At 58.2% G+C, this 24008-nt stretch carries 20 protein-coding genes; 14 read left to right on the forward strand and 6 right to left on the reverse strand.

What is annotated here, in order from left to right:
- Positions 1–41: 41 nt before the first annotated feature.
- A complete protein-coding gene (locus tag RHM56_RS10805) occupies positions 42–581 on the reverse strand; it encodes a cysteine hydrolase family protein (protein WP_322241149.1) in 540 nt (179 codons plus the stop codon).
- Positions 582–742: 161 nt separating this feature from the next.
- Here RHM56_RS10805 and RHM56_RS10810 point away from each other — a divergent pair, with 161 nt between their 5' ends.
- Positions 743–1741 (forward strand): GlxA family transcriptional regulator, encoded by a 999-nt coding sequence (locus RHM56_RS10810; protein WP_322241150.1) that lies wholly within the window; start codon positions 743–745, stop codon positions 1739–1741.
- On the opposite strand, the gene RHM56_RS10815 is transcribed toward RHM56_RS10810, so the two are convergent.
- The gene (locus RHM56_RS10815; protein WP_322241151.1) at positions 1738–3078 is read right to left on the reverse strand and encodes an MFS transporter; all 1341 of its coding nucleotides are present in this window, start codon (positions 3076–3078) and stop codon (positions 1738–1740) included. The genes RHM56_RS10810 and RHM56_RS10815 overlap by 4 nt on opposite strands.
- Positions 3079–3472: 394 nt before the next feature.
- On the opposite strand from RHM56_RS10815, the gene RHM56_RS10820 reads away from it, so the two are divergent.
- The 6 genes from RHM56_RS10820 to RHM56_RS10845 all read left to right on the forward strand — a co-directional run bounded on the left by RHM56_RS10820 (position 3473) and on the right by RHM56_RS10845 (position 9322).
- Positions 3473–4141: a GntR family transcriptional regulator gene (locus tag RHM56_RS10820; protein WP_322241152.1), complete on the forward strand. Its 669-nt coding sequence runs from the start codon at positions 3473–3475 to the stop codon at positions 4139–4141.
- Between the two features lie 63 nt (positions 4142–4204).
- Positions 4205–5011 carry an ABC transporter substrate-binding protein gene (locus RHM56_RS10825; protein WP_322241153.1) on the forward strand — a complete coding sequence of 269 codons (807 nt, stop codon included), beginning with the start codon at positions 4205–4207 and terminating at the stop codon, positions 5009–5011.
- Positions 5012–5023: 12 nt separating this feature from the next.
- Positions 5024–5800, forward strand: coding sequence for an amino acid ABC transporter permease (locus RHM56_RS10830; RefSeq protein ID WP_322241155.1), 777 nt, complete (start codon positions 5024–5026; stop codon positions 5798–5800).
- Positions 5801–5802: 2 nt separating this feature from the next.
- Complete coding sequence (locus RHM56_RS10835; protein WP_322241156.1) at positions 5803–6582, forward strand: amino acid ABC transporter ATP-binding protein; 780 nt, start codon at positions 5803–5805, stop codon at positions 6580–6582.
- 20 nt (positions 6583–6602) lie between these two features.
- A complete protein-coding gene (locus RHM56_RS10840) occupies positions 6603–7694 on the forward strand; it encodes a polyamine ABC transporter substrate-binding protein (RefSeq protein WP_322241157.1) in 1092 nt (363 codons plus the stop codon).
- Positions 7695–7711: 17 nt separating this feature from the next.
- Positions 7712–9322, forward strand: coding sequence for a gamma-glutamyltransferase family protein (locus RHM56_RS10845; RefSeq protein ID WP_322241158.1), 1611 nt, complete (start codon positions 7712–7714; stop codon positions 9320–9322).
- 118 nt (positions 9323–9440) lie between these two features.
- On the opposite strand, the gene RHM56_RS10850 is transcribed toward RHM56_RS10845, so the two are convergent.
- Positions 9441–9854, reverse strand: coding sequence for a VOC family protein (locus RHM56_RS10850; RefSeq protein ID WP_322241159.1), 414 nt, complete (start codon positions 9852–9854; stop codon positions 9441–9443).
- A gap of 90 nt (positions 9855–9944) precedes the next feature.
- Between RHM56_RS10850 and RHM56_RS10855 the strand changes: the two genes are divergently transcribed.
- Positions 9945–10814 carry a LysR family transcriptional regulator gene (locus tag RHM56_RS10855; RefSeq protein ID WP_322241160.1) on the forward strand — a complete coding sequence of 290 codons (870 nt, stop codon included), beginning with the start codon at positions 9945–9947 and terminating at the stop codon, positions 10812–10814.
- 323 nt (positions 10815–11137) lie between these two features.
- On the opposite strand, the gene RHM56_RS10860 is transcribed toward RHM56_RS10855, so the two are convergent.
- The gene (locus tag RHM56_RS10860; RefSeq protein ID WP_322241161.1) at positions 11138–12034 is read right to left on the reverse strand and encodes a LysR family transcriptional regulator; all 897 of its coding nucleotides are present in this window, start codon (positions 12032–12034) and stop codon (positions 11138–11140) included.
- Positions 12035–12272: 238 nt separating this feature from the next.
- Here RHM56_RS10860 and RHM56_RS10865 point away from each other — a divergent pair, with 238 nt between their 5' ends.
- The 4 genes from RHM56_RS10865 to RHM56_RS10880 all read left to right on the forward strand — a co-directional run bounded on the left by RHM56_RS10865 (position 12273) and on the right by RHM56_RS10880 (position 19052).
- On the forward strand, positions 12273–13313 hold the full coding sequence (locus tag RHM56_RS10865) for a D-cysteine desulfhydrase family protein (RefSeq protein WP_322241162.1): 1041 nt from the start codon (positions 12273–12275) through the stop codon (positions 13311–13313).
- Positions 13314–13472: 159 nt separating this feature from the next.
- Positions 13473–16163 carry an alpha-ketoglutarate dehydrogenase gene (gene mdeB, locus RHM56_RS10870; RefSeq protein WP_322241164.1) on the forward strand — a complete coding sequence of 897 codons (2691 nt, stop codon included), beginning with the start codon at positions 13473–13475 and terminating at the stop codon, positions 16161–16163.
- Between the two features lie 83 nt (positions 16164–16246).
- Positions 16247–17545, forward strand: coding sequence for a dihydrolipoyllysine-residue acetyltransferase (gene aceF, locus RHM56_RS10875; RefSeq protein ID WP_322241166.1), 1299 nt, complete (start codon positions 16247–16249; stop codon positions 17543–17545).
- Positions 17546–17678: 133 nt separating this feature from the next.
- Positions 17679–19052, forward strand: coding sequence for a CoA transferase (locus tag RHM56_RS10880; RefSeq protein WP_322241168.1), 1374 nt, complete (start codon positions 17679–17681; stop codon positions 19050–19052).
- Here the strand turns inward: RHM56_RS10880 and RHM56_RS10885 are convergent.
- Positions 19049–19789 (reverse strand): SDR family oxidoreductase, encoded by a 741-nt coding sequence (locus tag RHM56_RS10885; RefSeq protein WP_322241170.1) that lies wholly within the window; start codon positions 19787–19789, stop codon positions 19049–19051. The two genes, RHM56_RS10880 and RHM56_RS10885, sit on opposite strands and share 4 nt — an antisense overlap.
- A 128-nt stretch (positions 19790–19917) precedes the next feature.
- Here RHM56_RS10885 and RHM56_RS10890 point away from each other — a divergent pair, with 128 nt between their 5' ends.
- Positions 19918–20829, forward strand: a complete 912-nt coding sequence (locus RHM56_RS10890; RefSeq protein WP_322241171.1) for a LysR family transcriptional regulator — start codon at positions 19918–19920, stop codon at positions 20827–20829.
- A gap of 55 nt (positions 20830–20884) precedes the next feature.
- Here the strand turns inward: RHM56_RS10890 and RHM56_RS10895 are convergent, their stop codons facing one another.
- Complete coding sequence (locus RHM56_RS10895; protein WP_322241173.1) at positions 20885–21850, reverse strand: AraC family transcriptional regulator; 966 nt, start codon at positions 21848–21850, stop codon at positions 20885–20887.
- Between the two features lie 160 nt (positions 21851–22010).
- Here RHM56_RS10895 and RHM56_RS10900 point away from each other — a divergent pair, with 160 nt between their 5' ends.
- Positions 22011–24002, forward strand: a complete 1992-nt coding sequence (locus RHM56_RS10900) for a TonB-dependent receptor (protein ID WP_322241749.1) — start codon at positions 22011–22013, stop codon at positions 24000–24002.
- Positions 24003–24008: the final 6 nt, after the last annotated feature.

Consider the following 24008-nt stretch of genomic DNA (forward strand, 5'->3'; position numbering starts at 1 on the left):
GTCGCACATAAAGTGAGCGCGCGCAGATCAATTGCAGGCATTTACAGGTAGTCGTCCACCCGCTTGACGTTGGCATAGCCAAATTCAAACGCGGCCATCATTGCGGCGTGCACATGTGTCGCCGGCACGGTGACACCCGCAAAGGTCAAGTCGAGCGTGGCGCAAGCATCTTGCAGCACGGTAACGGGGTAACCCATATCTGCGGCTGCACGTACCACGGCGTCGATGCACATATGGCTCATTGCACCTATCACGATCACTTCATCAACTCCGTGAGCGTCCAGTTGTTGTTTGAGATCAGTGTCGCGGAATGAGTTGATGTGGTTTTTTACAATCACGGGTTCGTCGCCTGCTGGGGCTACAGCAGGAATAATCTCGACACCGTCCGAGCCTTTTACAAAAATCGGGGCATCATCGTCGGTGGACTCGTGACGGATATGGAAAACCGGGATATTCCTGTTACGCGCATGAGCGATTACCCGAGCCGCATTGGCAACGGCGACTTCGATCCCGCTCAGTGGCAGCTTGCCGGTAGGCAGGTACTCGTTTTGCAAGTCAACGACGATAAGACCAGATTTCATAGAAGTTCTCCGACTAGTTGGCATGGAACATCAAGTGACGTGTAGCAATCATTCATCTGCGATACGCCATTGTTGTCGGGTAAGGAGATGCGCAACAGTGGCCTGAGTGACATAAAGCGTTACTATCAGGCCATTAATGATTACCCAGGCGTCAGGCTGTCATGAGTGCTATTTCGGTGGCTGTACTTGCTTACAACGGTGTCAGTCTTTTTCATCTGTCTATTGCGGGCATCGTGCTGGGGAGTGCGGGGTCGTCGTGCGACGAGCCTTATTACGAGGTCAGTTACTGCGCTGAAGTGCCGGGCATGGTGCGCAGCGACCATGGCGTGAATATCGAGGTGAGTCACGGGCTCGAATTGATGCAGCGCTCGGACATCATCATTATTCCGGCCTGGAGTGACCCTTTACAGCCTGCGTCCGAGCAACTGGTCAAGGTGTTGCAACAGTCTGACGTTCAAGGAAAACTGATCGTTGGATTGTGTTTGGGGGCTTTTGTGCTGGGGGATGCAGGCTTGCTCGACGGACGCGAGGCAACGACTCACTGGATCGCTCGTGATGTGTTCTCCCGGCGCTTTCCAAGGGCTCATTTCCGCCCTGAAGTGCTCTATGTAAGTGCCGGTAACATCATGACGTCGGCCGGTACGGTGGCGGCGATCGATTGTTGTTTGCACCTGATTCGTCAGGGCCAAGGTGCCGATGTAGCAAATCGCACGGCCAAGTGGCTGGTCACTCCACCCCTCAGGCAAGGTGGGCAGGCGCAGTATGTCGATAAGCCCGTGCCACAGTTGGCTTCTGATACTCGGTTGTCTGAGGTGCTGGAGTGGGCTCAAGCCAACCTTCACCTGGAGTTGTCACTCGACACGCTTGCTGACGTGGCAAAAATGAGCAGACGCACCTTCACCCGCCGCTTCAAGGAAGCTGCGGGGATTACAGTTTCAAGGTGGTTAAACGCGCAACGGGTTGCCAGAGCGCAGCAACTGTTGGAAACCACGGATTTATCCATTGAGTGCATTGCTGATGAAGCGGGTTTTGGCACGCCCTTGTCCCTGAGGCAGCAGTTCAGCGCACAGCTTGGGACCTCTCCGTCGGACTACCGAAAGATGTTCTTTCGCGCAATGAAGCCCGAGAAATTTAAAGATACGGGAGGTAGGGTGTGCTAGTAGTTATTGACTTTTCGCGCGCTGGTCCTTGTCTGAGTGCCTGCGTCATGCAGGGATATTCTCGACGTTTCCGGCAACGCCATCCCTCCCGCCAACGCCATTAACGCCACTGCGATCAGATAGAACGCAGGTGAAAGATTGCTGCCCGTGGTGCTGATCAACCAGGTTGCCATCAGCGGCGCGGTGCCGCCGAAGAGGGTGTAGGCCATGTTGTAAGTGATCGCCGAGGCGGTATACCGCGTGCGGGTCGGAAAGACTTCCGAGAGCAGCGCCGCCGTGACCACGCCACACAGCACGGCGCCAACGGCCAATAGCATCACCCCGATGATAGAGGCTGCGAACGAGCCGGAACTGGCCATCAGAAACGACGGGTACACCACGACCATCAACAATACGCATGCTGTCATCACTGTGGCGCGACGTCCGACTCGATCCGAATAGAGCCCCGCCAGCGGGCAGATCGCCGCTGCAAATATCAATGCAATCAGCGACACCAGCAATGCCGCGGCACGGCTCAGCCCGCCCGCCACTTGCAGGTAGGTCGCGAAGTAGGTGGTGAACATATAAAACGACAGCGCCGTGAGCGACACGAAAGCGCCCAGGCAACAGATTGCCGCAGCATGGTTGCGCAGGGTTTCCTTGAGCGGGGAGTGGGCGACCGCGTGTTCTTGCTTCGCTGCCTGGAAGGCTGGCGTCTCATCCAGCTTCCAGCGCAGGTAAAGCCCCACCAGGCCCAAAGGTGCCGCAATCAGGAACGGCAGGCGCCAGCCCCAACTGCCCATCGCTTCGGCAGATAACGAGGCTTCAAGTGCGTAGGCCACCACGGCGGCCGCAGCGAAGGCAGAAAACGTCGACACTGGAACGAAGCTGCCGTACCAGGCGCGTTTGTCGCTGGGCGCGTGTTCCATCAGATAGGCACAGGCTCCGGCGTATTCGCCCCCGGCGGAGAAGCCCTGGGCGCAACGGATCAGCGTTAAAAGAATCGGTGCTGCGACTCCGATTGCGGCGTAGGTGGGGAGCAGGCCGATCAAGGTTGTGGCCGCGGCCATCAGCAGGATCGTCATGGCCAGGGTGCGCTTGCGACCGATTCGGTCGCCGAGCATGCCGAAAAAGATCCCTCCCAAAGGGCGGAAGGCGAAGGCGACGGCGAACACGGCGAAGGTTTTGAGCAGCGCGGCGCTGGCGTCGCCGCTGGGAAAGAATTGCTGGGCAATGGTGGTGGCGAGGAAGCCGTAAACGGCGAAGTCGAACCATTCCACGAAATTGCCGATGCCAGCGGCGATGATCACTTTTCGCAAGGTTTGCGGGCTTACTTGGGCGGTGGATGGGCTCGTCATGGGGGAAGGCCTCGGGGTTATTCAGGGATGACTGATTATCCGAGGAGGCGTTTGGCCAGCGGGTTTCAAAAGAGTCATCTGCGTAGTCAGCAGCGACGTGGAGAAGGCTCAGGAGGCGGGATTTAGGCCAAGTGGGCAGGCGGCGCGACGGCAGAAGGCCGTCAGTTGTCACGCGCGATACCTGACTGTTACTGCGCACAAGGTCTGCCCCTTAATGGCGCGTCTTGTGTGCTGTTTAGTAGCACGTTGGTTTGATCGCATTGCTCTGCACCACGTCAGCCCTATAGCGACTTGCTTGAAATCAATCACTTGGCTCACAGCCGTTCAGTTGGCACGTATTCTGCTTTTTTGTATTTGTGGATAATTGGATACAAAAATACAAAAGGTACTGCTGATGCAATTTGCCCCTGCTTACGTTGAACGCCAGCCCCAGACCGCTGAGGAGGAGGCGTACAACTTTCTGCTCAACGCGATTTGCAACGGCCGCTACCGAAAGGGCGATCGCTTGATAGCGGAGGACATCGCCACTGAGCTGGGAATGAGCCGTATGCCGGTGCGCGAGGCCTTTCGCCGCCTTGACGCTCAAGGCCTGGTGACGCTGCGCCCCAACCGTGGCGCTATCGTCAGCGGCCTGGATATCGATGAGTTGTACGAAGTGTTTGAAATGCGCAGCGCCCTCGAAGGCCTAGCGGTGCGCGTCGCGGTCGGCCGTATCGGCGAACGTCAGTTGGCTGCTCTGGAGCGCTTGCTGGACGAAATGGACGACTACCGCGACGACAGCGCCGAGTGGGTCAGCCGTCACCGTGCCTTCCATGAGTTTCTATGCAGCCTCAGCGGCCGGGCGCGTTTGATGAAGCAGATTTCGGCGCTGTATTCCTTGGTCGAGGCCCCCATGCGGCTGTGGTTGCAACACGGCGAAAAACTCCTCAGCGCCCGTGAGGAACACGCGGTGATCCTTGACGCGATTCGCGCCGGCGATGCGGCTCGCGCCGAGGCCGTGGTGCGCGAGCACATCGAAGGCACGGTGCCCGAGCTGATCCAATTCCTGCAATCCGAAAAATAAAAAAGCTGTCGTGTTTTGACGTTGAGTCCTGCCCCGTTTTTCAACGAACTGGAGTATTTGGTCATGCATAAACGCCGTGCCTTGCTGGTGGCTTTCTCCCTCGGTCTCTGTAGTCAATGGGCTAGCGCCGCGCCCCAGGTGCCGGAGCGCCTGCAGAAGGTCGAAAAACTCACCTACTGCTCGGGGATGGACTCGCCGCCCCTTGTGTCCTTTGACGAAGCTCAGAAGCCACGCGGGCTCACCGTCGATCTGGGCTTGGAAATTGCCAAGCGCCTGGGCGACAAACAGGTGCAATGGCGGGTCATTCCGTTCTCCGGGTTGGTGCCGGCGTTGCTCGCCCAGCAGTGCGACATGATTGTCGATCAACTGTTCGACAAGCCCGAACGGCGCCAGGTCATCGACATCGTCAATTACATGTATTCCAGCCAGTCGGTGGTCGTGCCCAAGGGCAATCCAAAAGGCATCAAGTCACTGGATGACCTGTCCGGGCACAAGGTGGCAGTGCTCAACGGTTCCACCATCAAGACGCTGCTCGATACCCAGAACGAAAGCTTGACCAAGGCAGGCAAGCCACCGATGAAACTGGTGGTCTACAACACCGACACCGATGCCTTCCAGGCCCTGCGCATCAATCAGGTCGATGCGTATGGCACCACCGTGGAAACCGCCGGTTACTACGCGGCAATGGCACCGGACCTGTTCGAGGAAGGCGTACCGGCGTTCAGTCGCATCCTGACTGGCTTGGGCATGCGCAAGGATGATCCGCAACTGACGGGCGCCGTGCAGCAAGTTATCAGCGATATGCGCAGTGATGGCAGCTATGTGCAGTTGCTGAACAAATGGCATGTCAGCAGCGACACTCTCGACTGAGGCTTTGCAGCGATGAATTTCAATTGGGATGTGTTTTGGCACTACCTGCTGCAGCCCAGCGGGGTGTACCTCACCGGGCTCTGGCTGACGTGCTTGATTGCCGTGCTGGCGATGGCGATTGGTTGCGTGCTGGGCTTGGCGGCGGCGCTGTTGCGCTTATCGAAAAACCCGCTGCTGCATTTGCCGGTGCGCTTTTATGTGTGGGTGATGCGCGGTACGCCGTTGCTGGTGCAGATCGTGTTTCTGTACACCGCGCTGGCGGCAGGCGGAATTTTCCGTTTCGAGGATATTGACCTCTTCGGCATGGTCATTCCCGGCAATATCCAGGCAGCAATCATCGCCCTGGGCCTGAATGAAGGGGCGTACATGTCCGAGATCATCCGCGCCGGTATCGGTGCGGTCGATAAGGGCCAATATGAAGCCGGGCGCTCACTGGGCATGGGCTTCGCCAAGTTGATGCGCCGCATCGTGCTGCCCCAGGCGTTCCGGGTGATCGTGCCGCCGCTGGGTAACGAATTCAACGTGATGCTCAAGAACACCACCTTGGTCAGCGTGATTGGTGTGCAGGAGTTGCTGCTCAGTACCCAAATGGTCACCTCGGCGACGTTCCGCGTGTTCGAACTGTATCTGGTGGTCGCGATTTACTTCCTGATGCTCACCACCTTGTGGGGCTTCTTCCAGCGTTGGCTGGAAACGCGCTTTGGCCAGTCGGACCGACCCTCGTCATCGCCACCGGCCTCCAGCCGAATGTTTGGCCGCAGTACCCTGAAACTGCTGAGGGGACGATAACCATGGCGCACAAAAGTGAAGAGCTGATCATCGAGGCGCTGGACGTGCACAAGTCGTTCGGCCAGTTGCAGATTCTCAAGGGTATTTCCCTGCAAGTCCGTCGCGGCGAAGTGGTGGTGCTGATTGGTGCCTCGGGCTCCGGCAAGACCACCTTTATCCGTTGTATCAACTTGCTGGAGGATATTCAGGGCGGACGCATCCGCGTCAACGGTCAGGCGATGGGGTATCGCGAGCGCGCCGACGGCAGCCTGGTGCGGGATTCGGAGCGCAATATCGCGCGTCAGCGCCGGGACATCGGCATGGTGTTCCAGCGTTTCAACCTGTTCCCGCATATGACGGCCCTGGAAAACATCATCGAGGCGCCTATCCATGTGCTTGGCGTGCCCCGTGCTGCGGCCCTGGAACAGGCCCGTGCCTTGTTGGCGCGGGTTGGCCTGGCCGACAAGGCCGGTCACTACCCGTCGATGCTGTCGGGTGGACAGCAGCAGCGGGTGGCGATTGCTCGGGCGCTGGCCATGAAACCCCAGGCCATGCTGTTCGACGAACCCACCAGTGCCCTGGACCCGGAAACCGTGGGCGAGGTGCTGCAAGTGATGAAAGAGCTGGCTGAGGAAGGCATGACCATGGTGGTGGTAACCCATGAAATGGGCTTTGCCCGTGAAGTGGCTGACCGCGTGGTGGTGCTCGATCAGGGGGAACTCATCGAACAAGGGCCGCCGGAACAGATCTTCAGCCACCCCAGCCATCCCCGTACCCGGGCCTTTCTCAGTCGTGTGTTATGACCCTTCATAGGAAACTCACCATGCGTTTATCGAGCTTGTTTGCAGCCCTGTGTTGCGCCGCTGTTGTGCCCATGACCCTGGCCGCCGAGCCGGTGGTAAAGGTCTATAACTGGTCCGATTACATCGGGCCCGACACCTTGAAAAACTTCGAAAAAGACAGCGGGGTCAAGGTCCAGTACGACATCTTCGACACCAACGAGATGCTCGAAGCCAAGCTGCTTTCCGGGCATTCGGGGTACGACGTGGTGGTGCCGTCCAGCCAGTTTTTGTCCAAGCAGATTCGCGCTGGCGCCTACCAGCCGCTGCAACGTGCCTTGCTGGATAACTGGAAACACCTCGATCCGCGTCTGATGCAACGCCTGGAAGCGGCCGACCCCGGCAACCGCTACGCCGTGCCGTATATGTGGGGCACCGTGGGCATCGGTTACAACGAAGAAAAAGTACGTGCCGTGCTGGGCAAGGACGCGGTGCTGGATTCCTGGTCGATGGTGTTTGAGCCCGGCAATCTGGCCAAGCTCAAAAGTTGCGGCGTGGCGTTTCTAGATGCCCCCGTGAAGATCATTCCTCAGGTCATGCTCTACCTTGGCCTGGACCCCAATAGCGTCAAGCCCGACGACTACAAGCAAGCCTCGGCTCGTTTGATGGCACTGCGTCCGTCAGTGACCTACTTCAACTCGTCGAAATACACTGCCGACCTGGCCAATGGTGATATCTGCGTGGCCATTGGTTATTCCGGCGATGTGATGCAGGCGCAAACCCGTGCCAAGGAAGCCGGAAAACCGATCGACATCCGCTACCTGATCCCTAAAGAAGGCGTGAACCTGTGGTTCGATATGCTGGCAATCCCCAAGGATGCCAGCAACGTGGCCAATGCCCATGCCTTGATCAACTACCTGTTGCGCCCTGAGGTGATCGCGCCGATCAGCGACTATGTGGGCTACGCCAACCCGAACAAGGATGCAACGCCATTAATGGATGCCAAGGTCAGCGGCAATCCGGGCATCTACCCAGGTGACGATGTGATCAGCCATACCTTCGTCTCCGCCGACCTGCCAGAACCCATCCAGCGCCTGATGACCCGAGAGTGGAATCGCGTTAAATCCGGTCAATGAATCGAAGAGCCTTTGCCATGTTGAAATTCTCTGCTCACGAGTACCCCTATCCGTCGCAACGCCAGAGCGTGTTTGCCCGTCGTGGCATGGTCGCGGCATCGCAGCCCCTGGCCGCCCAGGCGGGTATCGAAATGATGCAAAAAGGCGGCAATGCCATCGACGCCGCCATTGCTACGGCGGCAGCCCTTACCGTGGTAGAACCTACCGGCTGCGGCCTGGGGGGCGATGCCTTTGCCTTGGTGTGGTGCAAAGGTCAGTTGCATGGGCTTAACGGCAATGGCCATGCGCCGGCGGCCTTGAGTATCGAGGCGGTCAAGGCGGCAGGGCATGACCAGATGCCGTTGTACGGTTGGACCCCGGTCACGGTGCCCGGCTGCCCATCGGCCTGGGCGGAACTGTCCAAACGCTTCGGCAAGTTGCCCTTTGCCGACCTGCTGCAACCGGCCATTAGCCTGGCGCGCGACGGTTTTCCAGTGTCGCCGGTGGTTGCCTATCAATGGCAGCAAGCACTGGACGAATTCAGCCCATATCGCGACTCGGTGCTTGATGCCTGGTTCGATACCTTTCTGATTGACGGACGTGCGCCACGGGCGGGGGAAATATTCTGTAATCCGGCTCAGGCCCGCACCTTGGAAGAGCTGGCGGCCACCGAGTGCGAAAGCCTGTATCGCGGCGACCTGGCCGAGCGCCTGGATGCCCATTCTCGGGCCAGCGGTGGCTATCTGCATGCCAGTGATCTCAAGGATTACCGCGCGCAGTGGGTGGCGCCGATTCATATCAACTATCGCGGCGTGGACGTCTGGGAAATCCCGCCCAGCGGTCAGGGCCTGGTGGCACTGATGGCACTGAAAATCCTCGAAGGTTTCAGCTTCGATCACCGAGATAGCCAGCAGACCTGGCATCGCCAGCTTGAGGCGATGAAACTTGCCTACAGCGACGGCCTGCACTACATCACTGACCCTCAGCATATGCGCGTAGCCGTGGCGGATCTGCTGAGCGACGACTACAGCACCCGACGCCGTGACCAAATTGGCGAGCAGGCGCAGATGCCCAAGCCGGGAGATCCCCACGCCAGCGGCACGGTGTACCTGGCCACAGCGGACGCCGAGGGCAATATGGTTTCGTTCATCCAGAGCAACTACCACGGTTTCGGTTCGGGTGTGGTGCTACCCGACAGCGGTATCGCCTTGCAGAATCGCGGGCAGGAATTCAGCCTCGACCCGGCCCACGCCAACTGTCTGGCAGGCGGCAAAAAAACCTTTCACACCATCATTCCGGGCTTTCTCACTAAAGACGGCCAAGCCCTCGGGCCCTTTGGCGTAATGGGCGGCTACATGCAGCCACAGGGTCATGTGCAGATGGTCATGAACCTGGTGGATTTCGGCCTGAATCCGCAGGCGGCATTGGATGCGCCACGCTGGCAATGGCTGGGCGATATGAACGTCGGCATCGAACAGGGCGCTTCCCGCGATCTGGCCAATGCGTTGGCCCGGCGCGGCCATCAGGTGCAGATCGCCAGTGACCTCACCGACTACGGGCGCGGGCAGATCATCCTGCGTGACCCCGTCAGCGGGGTGCTGTGCGGCGGAACCGAGCCGCGAGCGGATTCCCATATTGCGGTGTGGTAATCGGCTCGTTCGGCGTGAAACCTGTGGGAGCCTGGCTTGCCAGCGATGCAGGCGATGCGGTTTATCAGCTAAACCGCGTCGACACCTTCGCGGGCAAGCCCGCTCCCACAATTGCGCACTATTTCGCGTAGACGCTGGCCCAGTCAGCAAAGCCCTTGACCTCGATAGGATTGCCGAAAGGGTCGACGAAGAACATAGTTGCCTGCTCACCCGGTTCTCCGGCAAAACGTACAGTAGGCTCAATCACAAACTGCAAGTCGAGGGTCTTCAGCCGATCTGCAAGGGCTTTCCAGTCTTCCATCTGCAGGATGATTCCCATATGGGGCATGGGCACCATGTGCTCGCCCACTCGGCCTGTGTTGGTCACGGGGAAGGGCTCGCCAAGGTGCAACGACAGTTGGTGCCCGTACAGGCTGACGTCCAGCCAGGTGTCGGTACTCCGGCCTTCGGTGCACTGCAGCGTCCCGCAGTAAAATGACTTTGCCTGCTCCAGGTCGCGAACATGAAATGCCAAGTGAAATAGCGATTGCATACGGTGCTCCTTTCTAGAAAACACCATGATGATGCAGACGCCCACACCCGTTAAAACCTATAGTTTTTGCTCAGTGCGAAAGAGATTTTTATGGACAGTCGCTACCTTAAAAGCCTGGTTACCGTTGTTGAACGGGGCTCTATCGTTGATGCCGCGCGGGCTGAGGGCTTGACGGCAGCAGCGGTCAGCCAGCGAATCAAAGCACTGGAGCGCCTGTTGGGTGTGGACTTGTTATTGCGCATGGGCAATACGGCAACGCCCACTGAGGCGTGTCTGGCATTGCTGCCACGGGCGAAAAGAATTCTGGGAGAGGTCAGCGCGCTGGCGGGGGATGCCGATGCATCAGGGCTGACCGGCGCCTATCGTATCGGGGCCATTTCCACGGTGCTCACGGGGACCCTGCCACCGGTGTTGCGCTTGCTGACCCAAGAGGCGCCACGCATCACACCGATTATTCGTCCTGGAACTTCCAGCGACGTGTTTCAACAGTTGTTGGCCGATGAGCTGGACGCAGTCATCTTGGTGGCACCTTCATTTGCGCTTCCGAAAACAGTACGAAGCCATTCCTTGTTCAAGGAAGAGCTGGTCCTGCTCTCCAGGGACGAACCTGCACAGGGCGTTGAGGAATGCCTGCTGACTCATCCTTATATACGTTACGACCCGCTGTCCTGGGGAGGCATGCGCGGGGAGCAATACCTGAAGGATCGGGGCCTGGGTCTGAACTCGTTGCTGGAGCTCGACGGCTTGGAGGCCATTGCCATGCTGGTGGCACAGGGCGTTGGTGTCAGCCTTGTACCTCGATGGAATGGCCTTGAGCATTTCGCCCATGGCTGCGTGATGACGCCTGTCGGGGATAACACCTACGACCGGGAAATCGTGCTGCTCACCCAAGCACCGTCCCGGCGCTCCAGCATGGATGCCGCCTTGTCGTCGGCACTGGCCAGCTGTGCGAGGCGTTGAGCGAGGAGCTTTTTATTCGGCACAAACCACGTCGTTACTTCGCCTTGATCGCGGTGACGGTTCTCTCGACCAACCAGCCCGGTGGTACTAACCGAATGACTTGTGCTCGCGTACGCGCTGGCACGTTCGGCTGGGCCTGGGTTCCGAAGTACTGATTGTAGATGCGGGAAAAACCATCGAAATCAGCCTCTCCATTCATCGCCGGATCACCGACGATAAGGGCTTGCAGACTCCCTTTGTCGCCCGGTGTGATTACGCGGCGACGTTTTAGTTGTAGAAGCTCAGACGTAATCTTCTACAACTGACATCGACTGAACAGCCTGTCAGTCACCTCCGGCCGATCCAAGCCGTTCCATGACAAATGAGACAAATGCGTTCAACTTGGGCAATGACTTCTTTGACCGCAGGTACACCATTTGTACAGGCTTGGGTTCGGGCACATAGGTATTCATGATCGTCACCAGTTGACCACTTGACACTGCCGACGCCACTAGAAAATCGGGTTGCATTAATATCCCGACGCCGGAGATGGCGGCTTCAAGAAGCACTTGGCCGTCGTTACTTTTCAAGACCGCCCGCTCGGGCCAGGGCACCTCTTTATTGCCATTTTTCAAGGGCCAGGCAAATCGATTATTCCAGGACGTATGGGTCAGAATTCGGTGTTTATAGAGATCTTCCGGGGTTTTCGGTTCTTGCCACTTGTCCAGGTATGTTGGCGCCGCACAGATCAGCATCCGATACGGCGGCAACGGCTTTGAAACAAGATTGACTTCAATGAGTTCAGAGATTCTGAAGCCCAGGTCAAAGGCGCTTTCGTACAAGTCCACCACCTTGTTACTCAAGATCAGCTCTATCTGTATTTCTGGGTACAGCTGCATGAACTCGGTGACGAGCGGGCCTACCAACGCTGCGCCGAAGGTCATGGGGGCGGTTACACGCAACAGGCCGCTGGGTGTTCCGGTGAATGCTTCTACCCGGCTATAGGCGTACTGGATTTGTTCAAGGGCTATTTTTGACTCTTCATAAAACAGCCTGCCTTCACCCGTTACAGATTGCCGGCGTGTGGTCCTTTGAATAAGTGTGGTGCTCAGTGCTTTTTCAAGGCTCTGAATGTGCCGTCCCACCATCACCGCCGACATCCCCACGTGCAGCGCCGCATCGGCAAAACTGCCTGCCTCTACCACGGCCACAAAAACTTCCATTTGCCTGAGCTTACTCATAAAAAAACGCCTTCTGGCCTCACAGATAAAACTGAGGAACGCGGTATTGCTGCCCTCTGAGACGAGTTCGGGACGATACGTTGCGTTCTGGGGGCAGAATGCCAAATACGATGAAATATGCAATCGGTATTAATTACGAACCTCAGGTTCTACAAGTGCGAACTTTTAGTGCGTTTATTGCGGGCCACTTTATTCATATATTCATTCTGAATAAACATTAGCGATGGGGTCTCATTACATGCAAACCGTACTGGACACGGCACTCAATGCCATCGGTCGAGCCGAGCTATTGCAAGGCGCAACCGCTATTCAGCGCGCCGAACGTCTTGAGAAACACTTGGGCCTGTCCGCGCAAGGCATCAGCCTTTATCTCAAGCGCGATGATCACATGCTGATCGGAGGCGGTGGCAACAAGCTGCGTAAACTCGAGTTTCATGTTGGGGCTGCTCTGAAAAGCGGGGTTGATACCCTCATTACTGTCGGTGGCATTCAATCCAACCATGCCCGGTTGACGGCTGCGGTGTGCGCTCGACTGGGTATGGCCTGCGAATTGTTTCTGACGCGGTCGGTGCCCAAAGAGGATGTGGATTACGAACTCAATGGCAACGTGCTGCTGGACCAGCTGTTTGGTGCCGAGTTGCACGTTCTGGCCCAAGGGGTTGATTCGCTGGCGATGGCCGAACGTCGAGCAACGCAATTGCGTGCGGCTGGGCGTGAGGTACTGGTCATACCGACCGGAGGCTCTACGCCGCTTGGCAGCCTGGGTTACGCCCGTTGTGCAGCAGAAATCGTGCAACAAGAGGTCGCGCTTGACGTGCGATTCACTCAGGTGGTCGTCCCCAACGGCAGCGCCGGTACGCATGCCGGGCTGGCCGCAGGGTTTGAATTGCTGGGGCGTGGCGCTTCAACCGTCAAGTCCTGGTCGGTCCTGGCCGATCAGGCAACCTCTGCCAGCAGAACCTTGCAATTGGCCCAAGAGACGCTGGCACTGCTGGGGTCTTCAACACCGCTCCAGGCGGACGCGATCCATGTGGATGGCAGCCAATTGGGAGAAGGTTACGGGCTGCCCACTCAAGCCATGCTGGACGCGGTTCGGCTCATGGCGCGTTGTGAGGGCTTGCTGGTCGATCCGGTGTATGGCGGCAAAGCCTTCGCCGGGTTGCTGGACGATCTTCAACAAGGGCGCTACCGCTCCGGTGTCAACGTGCTGTTCATCATGACGGGCGGCACGCCCGGCCTATACGCCTATAGAGAAACGTTCGAACAAACGCCTCGTTGAACCACTGTTCAACGTGCTGTGGATGAGTACTTTGCGCAACTTCCGATTGTATTAATCAGGGGCTAAGTCATAAGCCAGTAATGTAATGGAAGTTGCATAAGAAACAGTACGTCCTGCCAGTTCATCGCTACGTTAATGATAATAAGTAAGGAAGCAGAGATGAGTGCGCTACATGAAAGTTCGGCCACTGGATCAATTACGCCGATGGACAGTGATCGCGATGAAACGCAAGAGTGGCTGGCGTCGCTCGAGGCCGTTGTACGAGATGCCGGCTCTGAGCGCGGCCAGTTTCTGCTTAAACAATTAGAGCAACACGCAAGAGCACTGGGCATCACCTCGCATGTGCATCCGTACTCGGCTTATCGGAACACAATTTCGATTGAACGGCAGGGAGCCTATCCAGGAGACCTTGCTGTCGAGGAACGGATTACGTCGATCATTCGCTGGAATGCATTGGCTATGGTGGTGCGCGCAAACCTGGCCTACGGAGAGCTGGGAGGGCATATCGCAAGCTATGCGTCTGCCGCCGAAATATTTGAGGTGGGCTTCAATCACTTTTTTCGCGCCCGTGATGAACATCATGGCGGCGATTTGGTGTTTTATCAGCCGCATTCTGCACCCGGGGTTTACGCCCGCGCGTTCCTTGAAGGAAGGCTGTCTGAAGCACAACTGGCCAACTATCGGCAGGAAGTCGGCGGCAATGGATTGAGTTCTTATCCGCACCCTTGGCTGATGCCTGATTTTTGGCAGTTCCCGACCGGATCGATGGGCATTGGCCCTATCAGCGCGGTCTATCAGGCGCGCTACATGCGCTATCTCGAACACCGCAACCTGGCCGAAACCTGCGACCGTCATGTCTGGGGCGTGTTCGGTGACGGTGAAATGGATGAGCCTGAGTCGATTGCGGGGCTCACGCTTGCGGCGCGAGAAAAGCTCGACAACCTGACCTTTATCGTCAATTGCAACTTGCAACGCCTGGATGGGCCGGTACGTGGCAATGGCCAGGTCATTCAAGAGCTTGAGGCACTGTTTACAGGGGCTGGCTGGAATGTGATCAAGGTCATTTGGGGCTCGGATTGGGACATGTTGTTTGCGCGTGACGCCAACCATGCGCTGTTACAACGCTTTGCGCAGACTGTCGATGGTCAATACCAGACGCTCGGGTCCAAGGACGGTGCCTATAACTTGCTGCACTTTTTCCAGCAAGATCCAGAGATCAAAGCGTTGGTCTCGCATATGTCCGATGCCGACATTGATGCCCTGAAGCGCGGCGGCCATGACTTACGCAAACTCCATGCAGCGTTCGCCGCAGCCAAGGCGCACAAAGGGCGTCCGACCGTCATCCTGGCCAAAACCAAAAAAGGTTACGGCATGGGCGGTGCCGGCGAGTCTCGGATGACTTCGCACCAGGCCAAAAAACTGGATGTCGATGCACTCAAAGCGTTTCGTGATCGTTTCGCGTTGCCACTTTCAGACGACGACGTCGCGCAATTGCGCTTCTATCGCCCGGCCGAAGACAGTCAGGAGATGCGCTATTTGCATGAGCGCAGAGCTGCGTTGGGCGGCTACATGCCTGCGCGACAGAAAGGCAGCGAACACGTCGTGGTGCCTGCGATGGCCGACTATGCGCGTTTTGCATTCGAAGCCGACGGCAAAGAAATGTCCACCACCATGGCCGCAGTCCGGATGCTGGGGGGCTTGCTCAAAGATAAAGAACTGGGGCCACGGGTGGTGCCTATTGTCGCGGACGAAGCGCGGACATTTGGCATGGCCAACCTGTTCCGCCAGATCGGCATTTACTCGCCGCTGGGCCAACTCTACGAGCCAGAAGATGCGGGCTCCATGCTGTATTACCGCGAAGCCCGTGATGGCCAGCTGTTGGAGGAGGGCATTACGGAAGCGGGTGCCCTTTCTTCTTGGGTCGCTGCGGCGACGTCTTACAGCGTTCACGGCAAACCGATGTTGCCGTTCTACATCTACTACTCGATGTTCGGTTTTCAGCGCGTTGGGGACTTGATCTGGGCGGCCGCTGACCAGCGTGCACGCGGCTTTTTGCTGGGCGCCACGGCAGGGCGCACCACCTTGGGTGGAGAAGGGTTGCAGCATCAGGACGGCAGCAGCCATGTGATGGCCGCCACTGTGCCCAATTGCCGTGCCTATGACCCGGCGTTTGCGGGCGAACTCGCGGTGATTATCGACCATGGCATGCGCCAGATGATGGAGCGCAATGTCGATGAGTTTTACTACATCACAGTGATGAATGAGAACTACGCCCAGCCTTCATTGCCATCCGGCGTTGAGGATCAAATCATTCGCGGCATGTATCGCTATGCCGTGACCGATGCGCCCGCGTCACAGGGTTCGGTCCGGTTGCTGGGCAGCGGGACCCTCTTGCGAGAAGTGATTGCGGCGTCCCAATTGCTGGCGGCTGACTGGCAGGTATCGAGCGAGGTCTGGAGTGTCACCAGTTTCAGCGAACTGGCTCGTGAAGCGCGGGAGGTCGAGCGCCACAACCGCCTGAATCCTGTCGAGCCGCAGCAGGTCAGCCATCTCTGCGCCTCCCTTGCTGGAGATGCCCCGGTCATTGCCGCTTCTGACTATGTTCGCGCCTGGCCGCAGCTCATCGCCAGCTACGTTGACGTCCGTTTTATTGCGCTGGGCACCGACGGATTTGGGCGCAGTGACACCCGAGCAGCCTTGCGCAGCTTCTTTGAAGTTGATCGTCATCAGGTGGTTCTGGCCGCTCTGGACGGTTTGGTGCGTGACGGCCTGTTGCCGCGTCAGGTGCTGGCCGAAGCCATCGAGCGCTACGGCCTGGCAGGCGATCGCCCAGCGCCATGGACGTGCTGACGGATTCTCTTCGCAAGCGCTCGATGAGCGCTCCATCCGTTCCGTGAACGCGGAACAGCTCTATTTTTTGGCGTCGGTAAGTCATGAGTGAAATCAGAGAGATTCAAGTCCCGGACATTGGGGACTTCAAAGACCTTCCGGTGATTGAGGTATTGGTCAAACCGGGGGATAGCGTTGCGTTCGATGAGCCTTTGCTGACCCTGGAGTCGGACAAGGCATCGATGGATGTACCAAGCCCTGGCGCAGGCATCGTGGTTGCGGTGGCCATCAAGGAGGGGGATCGGGTTTCCAAGGGCAGTTTGATCCTCACCTTGCAAATGGCCGTTGATGATGTGCCTGCGGCTGAACCGCCCGTCAAGAGCGATGCGGTTGCCGAGACGGTGGCAAGTGCCAAGGATTCAGCCGCTCCATCAGGCGCTTTTCAGCCGCCAGCAGTGCCTGAGGTGAGCGTATCGGATGTGAAACCGCGTGCCAGCCCTTCGATTCGTCGTTATGCCCGTACCTTGGGTATAGACATCGCAAGGGTGAAGGGCAGCGCAAAGGGCGGGCGCATCCTTCGTGAAGACATCGAGGGCTACGTCAAGAACGCTCTGGTTCGCCTTGATACTCCTGGGCAACGTGCCGAGCACGGCGCAGGCCTCAACCTGCTGCCTTGGCCGGACGTTGATTTCACCCGATTTGGCACGATCGAGAAGGTCGCGCTGTCGCGAATCAAGAAAATCTCGGGCGCTAACCTGTCGCGTAACTGGGTGATGATTCCGCACGTCACCAACCACGAAGAAGTGGACATTACCGAGCTTGAAGCGTTTCGGGTTCAACTCAACCAGGAAGGAGGCAAGGATGCAATCAAGTACACGATGCTCGCCTTCCTGATCAAGGCAGCGGTCGCCACTTTGCAAGCCTTCCCGTCGTTCAACAGCTCGCTGGGCAACGAAGACGGCGAGCCGATCCTGATCCTCAAGCAGTACTTCCATATCGGTTTTGCCGCAGACACACCGAACGGGCTGGTGGTACCGGTCATTCGCGACGCTGATCAAAAAGGTATCGGCCAGCTCGCCACTGAATGTGCCGAATTGGCGAGAAAAGCCCGGGATGGCAAGTTGGGACCAGCCGACATGACCGGGGGAACCTTTACTGTTTCAAGCCTGGGTGGCATCGGAGGTACCGGTTTTACGCCGATCATCAATGCACCAGAGGTGGCGATTCTCGGCGTTACCCGAGCGCAAATCAGACCGGTTTGGGACGGCAATGCGTTTGTCCCGCGGCTGATTCTGCCCTTGGCACTGTCATGGGATCACCGTGTTGTGGATGGCGCTGCTGCTGCGCGCTTCCTCCAGCATCTGGCTGCGCTGTTGGCGGATTTTCGGCGCATTGCATTGTGAGGGAGCCCCATGAATCAGGTGATGGATGTCTGGGGCAGCAAAGCCTGCTGTAGGCGCGAGCATTTACATCAAGATTGACGTCAGTCTTAGCCCGCCTATAGTCGCTCTCATCAACGTGACTGAGGAGAGTGCGATGACCAAGCCAGCTATGTTGCATAACATTTGGGCGGCCCTTGGCGGTCATGCCGATGATTGCAATCGGGTCATATTGACGACTGAGGGTGCGCTGCCCTCGGTTTATCCGGTGACTGACCTGGCCAGTGCATCAATGGCTGCCGTTGCCTTGTCGATTGCTCGGCTACGCGCACAGGCCGGCGGCAAACCCGTCGAAGACGTGCATGTCGACCGGCGCCTGGCCTCTATCTGGTTTGCCAGCTCATTGCGCCCGATTGGCTGGCAAGTGCCCAGCGCATGGGACCCGATTGCCGGTGATTACAAGACCCGGGACGGCTGGATTCGCTTGCACACCAATGCGCCTCACCACCGTCTGGCGGCAGAACGCATTCTGGGAGCCCATAGCGATAAAGCGGGCATGGCCAAGACTGTGGCGCTTTGGGATAAGGCTGAACTCGAAACTGCCATCGTAGAGGAGGGCGGGTGTGCCGCAGAGATGCGTTCGTCACTCGAATGGTCACAGCATCCGCAGGGGCGCGCCGTCGCGCAGGAACCGTTGATTCACATGGACAGAAAGCAACTGGCCAATATGCCTGCGCAGCCTGTTGATCCGGCTCGCCCGCTGGCGGGTATCAACGTGCTGGATCTGACCCGGGTCCTGGCCGGGCCAGTCGCTACCCGTTGCCTGGCCGCCTACGGTGCAAAGGTTCTGCGCATTGACCCGCCGGACTGGAATGAACCAGGCCTTGTGCCTGAAGTCACCCTTGGCAAACGCTTGGCCAGACTGGACTTGCGTGATCCAGGCGTATTGGCAAGGGTCAAGGTGCTGATCGCTTCAGCCGATGTCATCCTGCATGGATACCGGCCCGACGCCCTGGAGCATCTTGGTCTCGGCAGAACCGTCAGGCAGCGACTCAACCCGGCTTTGATCGATGTCAGCCTGAATGCCTACGGCTGGACCGGGCCATGGCGCGAGCGCCGCGGTTTTGACAGTCTGGTGCAGATGAGTTGCGGCATTGCCGATGCGGGCATGCAGCATGTTGAAGCCGACAAGCCCGTACCAATGCCTGTTCAAGCACTGGACCAGGCAACGGGCTACCTGATGGCCGCTGCCGCCATCGTGGGCATCACTGATCGCCTGCAATCAAGCAAGGTGCTGCAAGCCAGGCTGTCGTTGGCACGGACTGCGCAGTTGTTGCTCGACTACCGGAGCGATGCCAGCGCCCAGGCATTCGCTCTGCAAACCGATGCGGACCTCTCGGGCACCCTTGAACTGACATCGTGGGGGGAGGCGAAACGCATTCGCTGGCCGATCCAGATCAATGGCTGCCCCGCGTCTTGGGCAATACCCGCGCGGGAGCTGGGTTGCGACGCTGCGTGCTGGCCGGCTTAAACGAGACCGCCGTTAGCCCGCAGGATTTGCCCGTTTACCCAGGCCGAGTCTGGGCCGACCAGGAAGCTCACGATGCGGGCAATGTCTTCTGGCTGCCCTAGGCGTTCCAGTGGGGGCATCTTGGCGAACGCCTGGATCTGTTCTTCGCTCTTGCCGTGCAAGAACAGTTCCGTGGCGACAGGGCCCGGGGCTACGGCGTTGACGGTGATATTGCGACCGCGCATTTCTTTGGCGAACACTTGGGTCAACGATTCCACGGCCGCTTTGCTGGCGATGTACACCGCGTACCCCGGCAGATTCATGCCCACAGTGCTGCTGGAGAAGTTGATGATTCGTCCACCCGCGTTCATGCGAGTGGCGGCCTCGCGCAGGGTGTTGAAGGTGCCGCGGGCGTGAATGTTGAAGTTCTGCTCGAACAGTTCGTCTGTGTGTTGTGCCAGCGGCATGACCTTGAGGATACCGGCGTTGTTGATCAGCACATCAACCTTGCCCAGTTGTGTTTCGGTTTTTTCGAACATCTCGCGCACTTCACTGGCGTTGGCCACGTCCGCCTTGATCGCTATGGCTTGATGGCCTGCCTGGCGCAACTCAACGACCAGCTTTGAGGCTTCAGTGGCGCTGTTGGCGTAGTTGATGGCGACGGCAAAGCCTTCACTGGCCAGTTGCTTGGCAATGACAGCCCCGATGCCGCGGGAGGCGCCAGTGATGATGGCAACTTTCGATGTTTGGCGGGTCATGGCGATGGATCCTTTGCAGGGGGTGGTGTTGGATGAAGCTAGATTCACATGTTTACTCTGGTCGATAAATGCACGAGAGTTGCCTTGACTGTTCAATAATCACCAACAATTAGCGTGCGGAGGGCAATGTGGATCAGGTCAAGGCAATGAAGGTTTTCGTGCGGATTTACGAGCGCAGCAGCTTTACTGTAGCCGCCGAGGACCTGAATTTGCCCAGGGCCACGCTGACCCACACGCTGAACCAGTTCGAGGCTTGGCTGGGCACGCGTTTACTGGAGCGAAGCACACGCAAAGTACGGCCGACACTCGACGGCGAGGCCTACTACCTGCGCTGTGTACAGTTGCTGGCGGAACTGGAAGAGGCTGAGTTGGCCTTTCGCAGTGTGGCGCCCAAAGGGCGATTGCGCGTGGACTTGCATGGCACCCTGGCCAAACATTTCGTGATTCCTGCTTTGCCGCAGTTCATGGCGCGTTACCCGGACATAGAGCTGTCTATCAGCGAGTCCGACCGTTTTGTCGACCTGATTGCCGAAGGCATTGACTGCGTATTGCGTGCCGGGGCCCTGGTTGACTCCACGTTGATCGGCAAACGTGTTGCCAGCTTGCGACAAATCACCTGTGCCAGTCCCGCTTACCTGCGCAAGTACGGCGAACCGAAAAGCCTCGAAGACCTGAAACACCACAAAGCGGTGAACTACGTCTCGCGCACCACCGCCAAGCAATTTCCGTTTGAATTCATGGTCGATGGTCAATGTGAAGAAGTTGCCATCGACAGCGCGCTATCGGTATTTGGCGCCGAGATTTATTCGGCATCAGCGATTGCCGGGCTGGGCTTGATCCAGTGCCCGCATTACCGAATGGAAACGCTGATTGCTCAAGGGGTGGTAAAGGAAGTGCTCATCGACACCCCACCACCACCAATGCCGGTTTCAGTGTTGTACCCGCATAACCGCCATATGTCGCCACGGGTACGGGTGTTTGTGGAGTGGTTGGGGGAGGTATTCGCCAGTCGTCAATCCAGTGCTGGAATGGCTCTTTAGTGGCGCGCAGTCTGGTAATCGCTGACGAACGATGAAGACTGTGATTGTTGATTGCTCAACGACGTTTACCAAACACCGACTTCGGCGACTTGCCAAAAAAACGGCTAAAGGCCGCGCTGAAGTTGTTCGGGAATTTGTAGCCCACTTGATAGGCCGCCTGCGCCACCTGGCAACCACTTTCCAGCAGGGTGTAAGCCTTGCGCATACGCAGTTCGTGCAGCATGCGGTGCGGGGTAGAGTTGAAGCGGTAGTGCATGCCTTCCTTCAGTTTGAACTCATTGAGCCCCACGGCAGCGCACAGGTAGGGGATGGTCAGTGGCTGGTCCATGTGCTCGACCATGATGTCTCGGGCGCGGTCGAGCTTTTCGATGTCGACTGCGCTCATGGGCAGGCTTTTATCGCTGGCTGGCGGGCTCAGCAGTTTCAGCTGTTCGGACAACAGGCTGAGGGTGTGAATGTGCATGTCCAGCTTTGCGGTCACGCCTTGATTGAGGTAGCGGGTCAGGGCGGTGGCATGGCTGGCACTGGCGGCCGAGGTTTTCTGGAAGGCCAGTTGGCGAACGTGGCCGTTGCCGAGTAATTGATGTGTACGTTGTTCGCCTAGGTAGGTGTTGAGCATGCGCTCACCGATCAGCACACGCAGCTGGGAGACTGTTGCCCCTGCCTCGTAATAGCGTTCGCCCAGGCTCTGCTGAAACGCGGTGATGGTGGTGTAACCCGAGCGAAATGCCACTGCCGAGCCGTCAGCGCCTTTGTAGCCGGAGTCACCCTGCATGCCGAATGTGATCACCAGCATCGGGCGATTGTGCGGGTTGGCGGTTTCTTCGATCAGGTTGCGCGTGGCGTGATAGCGCGAACGCAACACCATCAGGTCGTTGTCCAGGGTCAGGCGTTCGCAATAGCACTCCCCCAACGCTTCAGGCAATTGCTGGCGCATCCAGCCGGATTCATCGTGACTGACCCGCCGCGATTGCGTGGTTGCCACTCGGTAAGACTGAGAAATCTTCTGCAAGGCCGCCATGTTTACTGCCCTCCCTTGATTTGGCTCCAGCGCGCATACGTATTGATCCGCAATTAATACGTCGCTACATGATAAGTATTCTCATTAGCTAATAGCATGTTTCCCACGCAACAGCCATCGCCAGCACCCGGCAATGGCGTGATTAATGAGGGGGAGCATGATGAACAGCTATGTCGTTAAAGCCAGCGCCTACACCCTATGTATCGGTGGCTGGTTGGGAAGTGCGGTGACATTCGCCGCCCAGACTGAATTGCAGCCGGTCATGGTCACGGCCAATAAGATCGAGCAGGAACAGGAGCAGGTTCCGGCCAGTCTGTCTGTGATCAGCGGTGACGATCTGCGCAAAGGGGCGATTGATGATTTGGCACGTCTGGCCCAGGTCACGCCGGGGTTCACTTTCCAGCCGTTTGGCCAGTCAGGCACCAACTTGCCGGTGGTGCGTGGCCTGACCTCCAGCCCTACGGCGTTCTCGTCGTCCATGTTGATGCTGGTGGACGGTGTCCCCACGCTGATGGCTCAAGGGTTCGACCACAACTTGTTGGGTGTGGAGCGCATAGAGATACTTCGCGGGCCGCAGTCGACCCTTTACGGGCGTAACGCCGAAGCCGGGGTGTTGAGCATTCATACCCGCCAGCCCGGCGCACAACCGTATGCACGTATCGAAGCCGGCATCGGCAGTCGCGACCAGCGCACCCTGAGCGCAGAGGCGAGCACTGCACTGATTCCCGATACCTTGTACGCCGGTGTCTCGGGTCAGTGGCTTGAACAAGACGGCTTTATTGATAACCGCTACCTGGGCGGCAAAGCCGATGACCGCGAGCGCCATAGCGCGCGGATGATGCTGCGTTGGACCCCAAGCCTGGCGACTGACATTAACCTGCGCTACAGCCGTCAGGATTATCGCGATGGCGCCTCGCTCTGGGGCGCAGTCAATGAGAGTCATCGTGACGTGCGTTCGGGCACACCCAGCTGGAACCATTCCAGTGGCCGAAGCTTGTCGCTGGATGTGCTGCATGAGTTTGATTCGGGGCTCAAGCTGCGCTCCATCACGGCGCGCAACGACTTTTATGACCGGGTCCAGCAGGACACCGACTTCATGCCGGCTGACCTGTTCCACCTACGGCGCAATTACCACATGAATACCCTGTCCCAAGAGTTTCGTCTGGAAGGGCAGTGGGGCGATAACCAATGGCTGCTCGGTACCTATGCCGACCGCGATGACCACGACCTGTCGTACCAGCAAAAACTGCCTGCTAGCCTGACTCAAACCGATGTCACGCTGGGTGGTAACACCACGGCATTGTTTGGCCAGTGGCTGGCGCCGCTGACGGATCGCTGGACCTTGACCCTGGGTGCCCGCGTCGAGCAGGACAAGGTGCAGATCGACCCGGCCATCGGCAGCAGCCAGAGCGCTAAATGGCAACGCTTCACCCCCAAGCTGGCGCTGCAATACGAATGGCAACCTGATGCATATCTCTATGGCAGTTATGCTGAAGGCTTCCGTGCCGGTGGTTTTAATGCGTTCTCCAGTGCCGCCAACTATCCCGGGTACGACCCCGAGAAGGTCAAGACCTACGAGGTCGGCGCCAAGGGCTGGCTCGACGACAAGCGCTTGCGTTATTCGGCGGCGCTGTACTGGATGGACATCAGCGACATGCAGGTGCAACAGATCATCCAGCCCGGCTTGGTGTACATCACCAACGCCGCATCGGCTCGCTCCACCGGGCTCGATTTAGAAGCTGAATACCTGTTCGACGATAACTGGCGGGTGGTCAGCTCAGTCGGTTTGAACCGCACCCGTTTCGAGCGCTTCAGCGAAGGCAGCAATGATTACAAGGGTAATCGCAACCCCTTCGCCCCAGACTTCACGGCTCACGTCAGTCTGCGTTACGACGCCCCTGCGGGTTGGTACACCCAGGGCGGTGTCAGCGCCATTGGCAAAACCTACCTGGACTCGGCCAACCAGTACAGCCGGGGTGGCTACGGCCTGATCGACCTGAGTGCCGGTTACGACTTCAGCCACTACGGCCTATCCGTCTACGTGAAAAACGCGGCTGACAAGCGCTATGACGCGGTCGGCTACCTCAGCGGCACCGCGCGGGTTTACAGCCCGCCACGGGAAATCGGCCTGCGACTCAGCTACGAAATGTGAGGGATG

It is taken from the genome of Pseudomonas sp. CCC3.1 (assembly GCF_034347405.1).
In the GTDB taxonomy this organism is placed as follows: domain Bacteria; phylum Pseudomonadota; class Gammaproteobacteria; order Pseudomonadales; family Pseudomonadaceae; genus Aquipseudomonas.

Bases quoted from the DNA above. Each gene is read 5' to 3' on its own strand.
- RHM56_RS10805 (WP_322241149.1), bottom strand. From the start codon at position 581: ATGAAATCTGGTCTTATCGTCGTTGACTTGCAAAACGAGTACCTGCCT.
- RHM56_RS10810 (WP_322241150.1), top strand. From the start codon at position 743: ATGAGTGCTATTTCGGTGGCTGTACTTGCTTACAACGGTGTCAGTCTT.
- RHM56_RS10815 (WP_322241151.1), bottom strand. From the start codon at position 3,078: ATGACGAGCCCATCCACCGCCCAAGTAAGCCCGCAAACCTTGCGAAAA.
- RHM56_RS10820 (WP_322241152.1), top strand. From the start codon at position 3,473: ATGCAATTTGCCCCTGCTTACGTTGAACGCCAGCCCCAGACCGCTGAG.
- RHM56_RS10825 (WP_322241153.1), top strand. From the start codon at position 4,205: ATGCATAAACGCCGTGCCTTGCTGGTGGCTTTCTCCCTCGGTCTCTGT.
- RHM56_RS10830 (WP_322241155.1), top strand. From the start codon at position 5,024: ATGAATTTCAATTGGGATGTGTTTTGGCACTACCTGCTGCAGCCCAGC.
- RHM56_RS10835 (WP_322241156.1), top strand. From the start codon at position 5,803: ATGGCGCACAAAAGTGAAGAGCTGATCATCGAGGCGCTGGACGTGCAC.
- RHM56_RS10840 (WP_322241157.1), top strand. From the start codon at position 6,603: ATGCGTTTATCGAGCTTGTTTGCAGCCCTGTGTTGCGCCGCTGTTGTG.
- RHM56_RS10845 (WP_322241158.1), top strand. From the start codon at position 7,712: ATGTTGAAATTCTCTGCTCACGAGTACCCCTATCCGTCGCAACGCCAG.
- RHM56_RS10850 (WP_322241159.1), bottom strand. From the start codon at position 9,854: ATGCAATCGCTATTTCACTTGGCATTTCATGTTCGCGACCTGGAGCAG.
- RHM56_RS10855 (WP_322241160.1), top strand. From the start codon at position 9,945: ATGGACAGTCGCTACCTTAAAAGCCTGGTTACCGTTGTTGAACGGGGC.
- RHM56_RS10860 (WP_322241161.1), bottom strand. From the start codon at position 12,034: ATGAGTAAGCTCAGGCAAATGGAAGTTTTTGTGGCCGTGGTAGAGGCA.
- RHM56_RS10865 (WP_322241162.1), top strand. From the start codon at position 12,273: ATGCAAACCGTACTGGACACGGCACTCAATGCCATCGGTCGAGCCGAG.
- mdeB (WP_322241164.1), top strand. From the start codon at position 13,473: ATGAGTGCGCTACATGAAAGTTCGGCCACTGGATCAATTACGCCGATG.
- aceF (WP_322241166.1), top strand. From the start codon at position 16,247: ATGAGTGAAATCAGAGAGATTCAAGTCCCGGACATTGGGGACTTCAAA.
- RHM56_RS10880 (WP_322241168.1), top strand. From the start codon at position 17,679: ATGACCAAGCCAGCTATGTTGCATAACATTTGGGCGGCCCTTGGCGGT.
- RHM56_RS10885 (WP_322241170.1), bottom strand. From the start codon at position 19,789: ATGACCCGCCAAACATCGAAAGTTGCCATCATCACTGGCGCCTCCCGC.
- RHM56_RS10895 (WP_322241173.1), bottom strand. From the start codon at position 21,850: ATGGCGGCCTTGCAGAAGATTTCTCAGTCTTACCGAGTGGCAACCACG.
- RHM56_RS10900 (WP_322241749.1), top strand. From the start codon at position 22,011: ATGAACAGCTATGTCGTTAAAGCCAGCGCCTACACCCTATGTATCGGT.